The 4,929-nt window shown below is 69.9% G+C and carries 2 protein-coding genes; one reads left to right on the top strand and one right to left on the bottom strand.

From position 1 onward, the window contains the following. Positions 1-3,017, bottom strand: a 3,017-nt coding sequence (locus J7U46_RS23085) for a CHASE domain-containing protein (RefSeq protein ID WP_282829598.1), incomplete at its 3' end; no start/stop codon positions are given. A gap of 129 nt (positions 3,018-3,146) precedes the next feature. Here J7U46_RS23085 and J7U46_RS23080 point away from each other — a divergent pair. Beyond that, positions 3,147-4,907: a response regulator gene (locus J7U46_RS23080; RefSeq protein WP_282829597.1), complete on the top strand. Its 1,761-nt coding sequence runs from the start codon at positions 3,147-3,149 to the stop codon at positions 4,905-4,907. The last annotated feature ends 22 nt before the right edge of the window (positions 4,908-4,929 follow it).

Raw genomic sequence — 4,929 nt, 5'->3', positions numbered from 1 at the left:
TTGGCCAGGAACATGCCTTTGGCGGCGCTGGCCTGCTCGGCGGCGGCCTTGGCATGGCGCAACGCCTGCTCGGCGGCCAGCCGGGCCGAGATGTCCTGCGCAATGCCCAGATAGCCGACGATCTCGCCGCGCTCGCTGCGCACCACGCTCGCCGTCAGCGACACCGGCACCCGGCTGCCGTCCTGGCGCACATAGGTCCACTCGCGCTGCTCGCTGCCATCACGCTCGGGCACATGCAGGAAGACTCGGAAGCCCTGTACCTCTACGCCTTCGGCCGCGCTGAGCTCGACGCCGCGCTGCATGACCTCTTCGGGCAAGTGAATGAGGGCCGGCGTCTGCCGCCCGACCATCTCCTCGGCGCGGTACCCCAGCAGGCGCTCGGCACCGGCGTTGAAGACGGTGATCAGGCCATCGGGCCCGGTGGCGATGATGGAGAAGTCGGTCGCTGCCTGCAGCACGCCGCGCAGCAGGTTGGCAAAGCGCTCGCGCTCCTGCTGCGCGGCGCGCATCTCGGAAATGTCCAGCAAGGTGCCGCTGACCCACTCGGCCCGGCCATCGGGGGTGCGGCTCATCACCCGGCCGGCCGACAGGGTCCAGACCCAGTGCTGGTCCTGGTGGCGCAGCCGGCTTTCGCAAACGTATTGCGCGCTCTCACCCTTCAGGTGCGCACCCAGCAGCTGCCGGGTACGTGCCAGGTCCTCGGGGTGGATCAGCGCGATCCAGCCGTCGCGGGTCATCGGCAGCAGGGCCTCGGGGCGGTAGCCCAGTATCTCTGCCCAGCGGGCGTTGAAGCGGGTCTCCCCGGTCTGCGCGTTCCACTCCCAGGTGGCGGCCCCGGTGCCCTCCAGGATGTTGCTCAGTCGGCTCCGTTCGCTCTGCAAATCCCGGGTCTGCTCGGCGACGCGGCGCTCGAGGTCGGCGTTGAGCGTCGTGAGTCGCCTCTGATGGCGCTGTTGAAGGCGCCAGTACAGGTAGATCAGCGCATAGAACAGGCCCGCCAGCAACGCCGGTGGCAGCATCCGCGAGCGCCATTGCGTCATCGCCGCGTCGTCCATGGCCGACTTGGGCACCACCGCGCGGTAGATGACTCTGGCGCTTCGGTCCCCAGGGTTGGGGTCGATGACGCTTTCCACGCTCAGCACCTCGGCCTGGGCGCCCTGCCAGGCGCGCAAGCGGTCGAGCGGGGTGGCGACCGCCAACGAGCCGGGGCGGTAGCGGTCCCGCCAGCTGTCGGCGGCGTTCCCCTCCAACGGGCCCTGGCGGGTCAGCCAGCGCTCGTCGCTGCTCAGCACATGCAAGCTGCCGCCCCAGGGCAGGCGCAGGCTCTCGGCGCTGAAGCGCGCGGAGACATCGACGTCCATTTCCAGCACGCCGAACAGCCTGCCGTCGACCAGCACCGGTTGGGTGTAGCGAATGAGCTGCCGCAGCGGCTCGCCTTGCGCGCCCGGGCGCGGGGCGGCCGTGATTGGATGCGTCCAGGCCTCGCCGCGCAGCAGACGGGCGCGCAGATCGTTCAGCGTGCCGAGCGACGCCGGGTCCATCGATTGGTCCACCAACACAGCACCCGCCCGAGCGGGGCCGACGGCTTCCCGACGCCACGTGACCAGTTGCAGGGCACTGCCTTCCAGGCGGATCAAGCGGATCTCCTGGGCATCCGGGTTGGCCTGCGCATAGGCCGCGAAGATCTGCCCCATGCGCTGGCGCCACAGCGCGGCAGCGCTGCCATCCAGCGGGTCGCGACCGCTGGCGTCGCTGCGCACCAGCCCATCGACCGGCGGCGTTCCACGCAGGTAGACCAACGCGGCCTTGCGGCCTTTCATGGCGGTCTCGCCGGTGCTGGCGCGCTGGTCGACCAGCAGCTGCAGCTCGCGCTCGATGCGGGCGGCAACCGACTGCCTGACCTGCCAGCCCACGAAGGCCGCATAGGCCCCGCCCAGGGCCAGCAGGACCAGCAAGGACCAGCGTGCCAGCGGGCTGCGAACGAAGTCCGCCACCCGGGTGCCGCCCTGTTGAGCCAGGACCTCGGCATTCGGCCGGGCCGTCGCCAGGCGGGTGACCAGGGCGATCAGCCCGCTGATCAAGGCGCCGAGCACCAGCACCAGCCAGACCGGTGCGAGGCGCGACTGGGCGCGCAGGGCGGGGCTGGACTGCAGCTCCAGGCGCCAGGTCCGGCCGAACACTGACAGGCTCTTTTCAACGCGAGCCATGTCCGCGTCCCCCATGTCGCTCGTGTCCGGGTGGGTCGCGAAGAAGGCCTGGGCTTGATCGTGTTCCGCCAGGCTGATGCTCACCAGCGGGAACGCCTCGAGCAAGGGTCTGAGCACTTCGTCGGCCAGCAGCGGCGCGTAGGACCAGCCCAGGGTCCGGGCCAGTCTTGCATCAGGGTCGGGTGGCAGCACGCCCGGCGCGTAGACCGGCAGCAGCATCAGAAAGCCCTGCCGGGGCTTCTGGTTGGCCTGCACCAGGGTGATCGGCGCCGTCAGCCGCGGCGCGGCTGACTGGGCCGCGGCCACCGCTGCCTCGCGCCGATGGCGTTCCGAGGCGATGTCCAGGCCGGTCGCGCCCTGGTTGCTGGCCTGGGGGTAGATGTACTCGATGACGAACCGTTCGCCCGGGTGCGGAGTCAGTTCGCGCAGCCGGAAATCCGGCATGTCGTCCGCGCGCGCGCGGCGCAGCTCGGCCTCATCCTGGCCAAGGGACCAGCGCCGGATGAAGCCAAAGCCCCGGGCACCCGGGAACTCTCGCGACAGCTCCCGGCTTTGCGAGTAGGCGGCAAAGGTCGGGCGACGGATCTCTGCGCCGCCGCCGGCGAGGATGGCGCCGCGGGCGCCCCGCAAGCCGTGCTCGTACAGGCCGAAGCGCGCCTCCACCTGCTGCGCCACCTGCTGCGCCTGGCGCTCCATCTCCTGCGCGAGTCGGCGCTCGTTCTCCAGGCTCAAGCCGCCGCCGACCAGACCCGTAGCGACCAGACCCAGCAGCCCGACCCATGTCCATGCCCTGCTGAATTGAGCTTGCATCGTGTTGGGAATCCTGGCGTGGCGCAGCATATGACGGCCGCGCGAGCCGATCCTTGCTATGGTTGGTGCCCAGATAATACCGAGACGGCGCCAGCCGGAGCGTCGGGATAGTCATGAGGAGGTGACTCGATGGCCGACAAGCCCAGACTGTTGCTGGTGGATGACGACACGGTCACGCTGCAGGTCCTGAGCAAGACCCTGGCACCCTACGCCCGCATGCGCTTTGTGCGCAGCGGCGCCGAAGCGCTCCAGGCGGTGGAGTCGGAACTGCCCGATCTGCTCATTCTCGACGTCAACATGCCGGGCCTCGGGGGCATGGAGGTGCTCGCGCAGCTCCGGGCCCGCCCCGCCAGCGCGCAGCTGCCGGTGATCCTGGTGACCAGCGCCAGCGATGAAGCGCTGGAGGCCACGGCGCTGCAGATCGGCGCCCAGGACTTCATCCGCAAGCCGTTCCAGCCGGAGCTGCTGGTCGATCGCATGCGCGCCTTGCTGCGGCTGTCGGCGCTGCGCGCCCGCCAGCCGGCCGCCCTGAACCCGCGCAGTGCGCGCATCCTGCTGGTGGACGACGACCCGCTGGCGATCGAGGCACTCCGCTCGACGCTGGCGCCGCTGGGCGCCACCTTGCTGGCGGCGGCCGATGGCGAGGAAGCGCTCGCCCAGATGCACAAAGAGGTTCCCGACCTGGTGCTGCTGGATGCCCAGATGCCGCGGCTGGATGGTTACGCCGTGTGCCAGGCCATGCAGACCGACCCCGTGCTGAGCCAGGTGCCGGTGGCCTTCGTCAGCGTTCACGCCGAGGCCAAGCACGAGACCCTGGGTTTTGCGGTCGGCGCCTCTGACTTCTTGGCCAAGCCCTTCAAGCCCGACGTGCTGCTGGCCCGGGTGCGCAAGCTTTTGCAGCTGCGCAGCGAGCGCGAGGAGACGGCCAACGCCATCGCCGCGCACTGGCAGGAGCTGGGCGATCGCCGTGTGGCCGAGCTGGTGTCGGTGGCCTCGGATGCCATCGTTTCCGTGGACTCGGCCGGCGTGGTGCGGCTGATGAACAAGGCCGCCGCCGCCTTGTTCGGCGTCTCGGTGGAGCGCGCGCTCGGCCAGCCTGCGGAGGCGGTGCTCCCCGGCTGGATGGCCTTGGACTTTGCCAACGAGGCCATGGCCCAAGCCAACGAGCGGCGGCGCAGCGGCCGCCCGGCGCGGGTGCTGCGCCTGTTCCGCGGCGATGGCGCGGTCCGATCGGTGGAGCCGGTGGTCTTTCAGCAGGGGGGCGGTGCGCACCGCATCACCACCGTCGTGCTGCGTGATGCGAGCGATCGAATCGCCGCCGAGCAGCGGCGCGAGGCGCTGCGCGATGCGGTCGTCGCCTCCGGCGTGCAGCTGGCCTTGCTCCAGGCCTTGAGCGACGGCGCCCGTTCGGCCGAGGACCTGGTCGCCGCCGTTCAGGGGCGCGCGGCGCTACCGATTGCGCCCCCGCAGCTGAAAGGCTTTGACCTGGCGCAGGCGCTGACGGAGCTCGACGCATGGTGTCGAACCCAAAGCAAGGCCATCGACCTGGGCTTGGCCCTGCCCAGCCGGACCCTGGCGGTGATGGGCAATGCGGAGCAGTTCCAAGCGGGGATGCAAAAACTCCTGCTCGCCCTGGCGTCGTCCAGCACCAGCGGCCTGACGCTGGAGATCAGCGTCAAAGCAGAAGAAGCCATCAGTCTGTCATTGACCTTCGGCGGGCTCAGGCTTGAGTCAAGCCACCTCGACTCCCCGCTGGTTCGCCTGGCCTTGATGCAGATGGGAGCAGGTGGGGCCATCGCCAGTTTCGGCGATGAGCGGGTAGGCACCGAGAGTCAAACCCTGAGCTTCAACCTGCTGAAGCCCTCGCTCACCACCGAAGCCCACATCTGATCGGCTTCGCTTCGAGTGACCC

It is taken from the genome of Pelomonas sp. V22 (genome assembly GCF_030014915.1).
In the GTDB taxonomy this organism is placed as follows: domain Bacteria; phylum Pseudomonadota; class Gammaproteobacteria; order Burkholderiales; family Burkholderiaceae_C; genus JAUASW01.
Note: the sequence above shows the minus strand (reverse complement) of the source record. Positions and strands in the feature narration are given on the sequence as shown.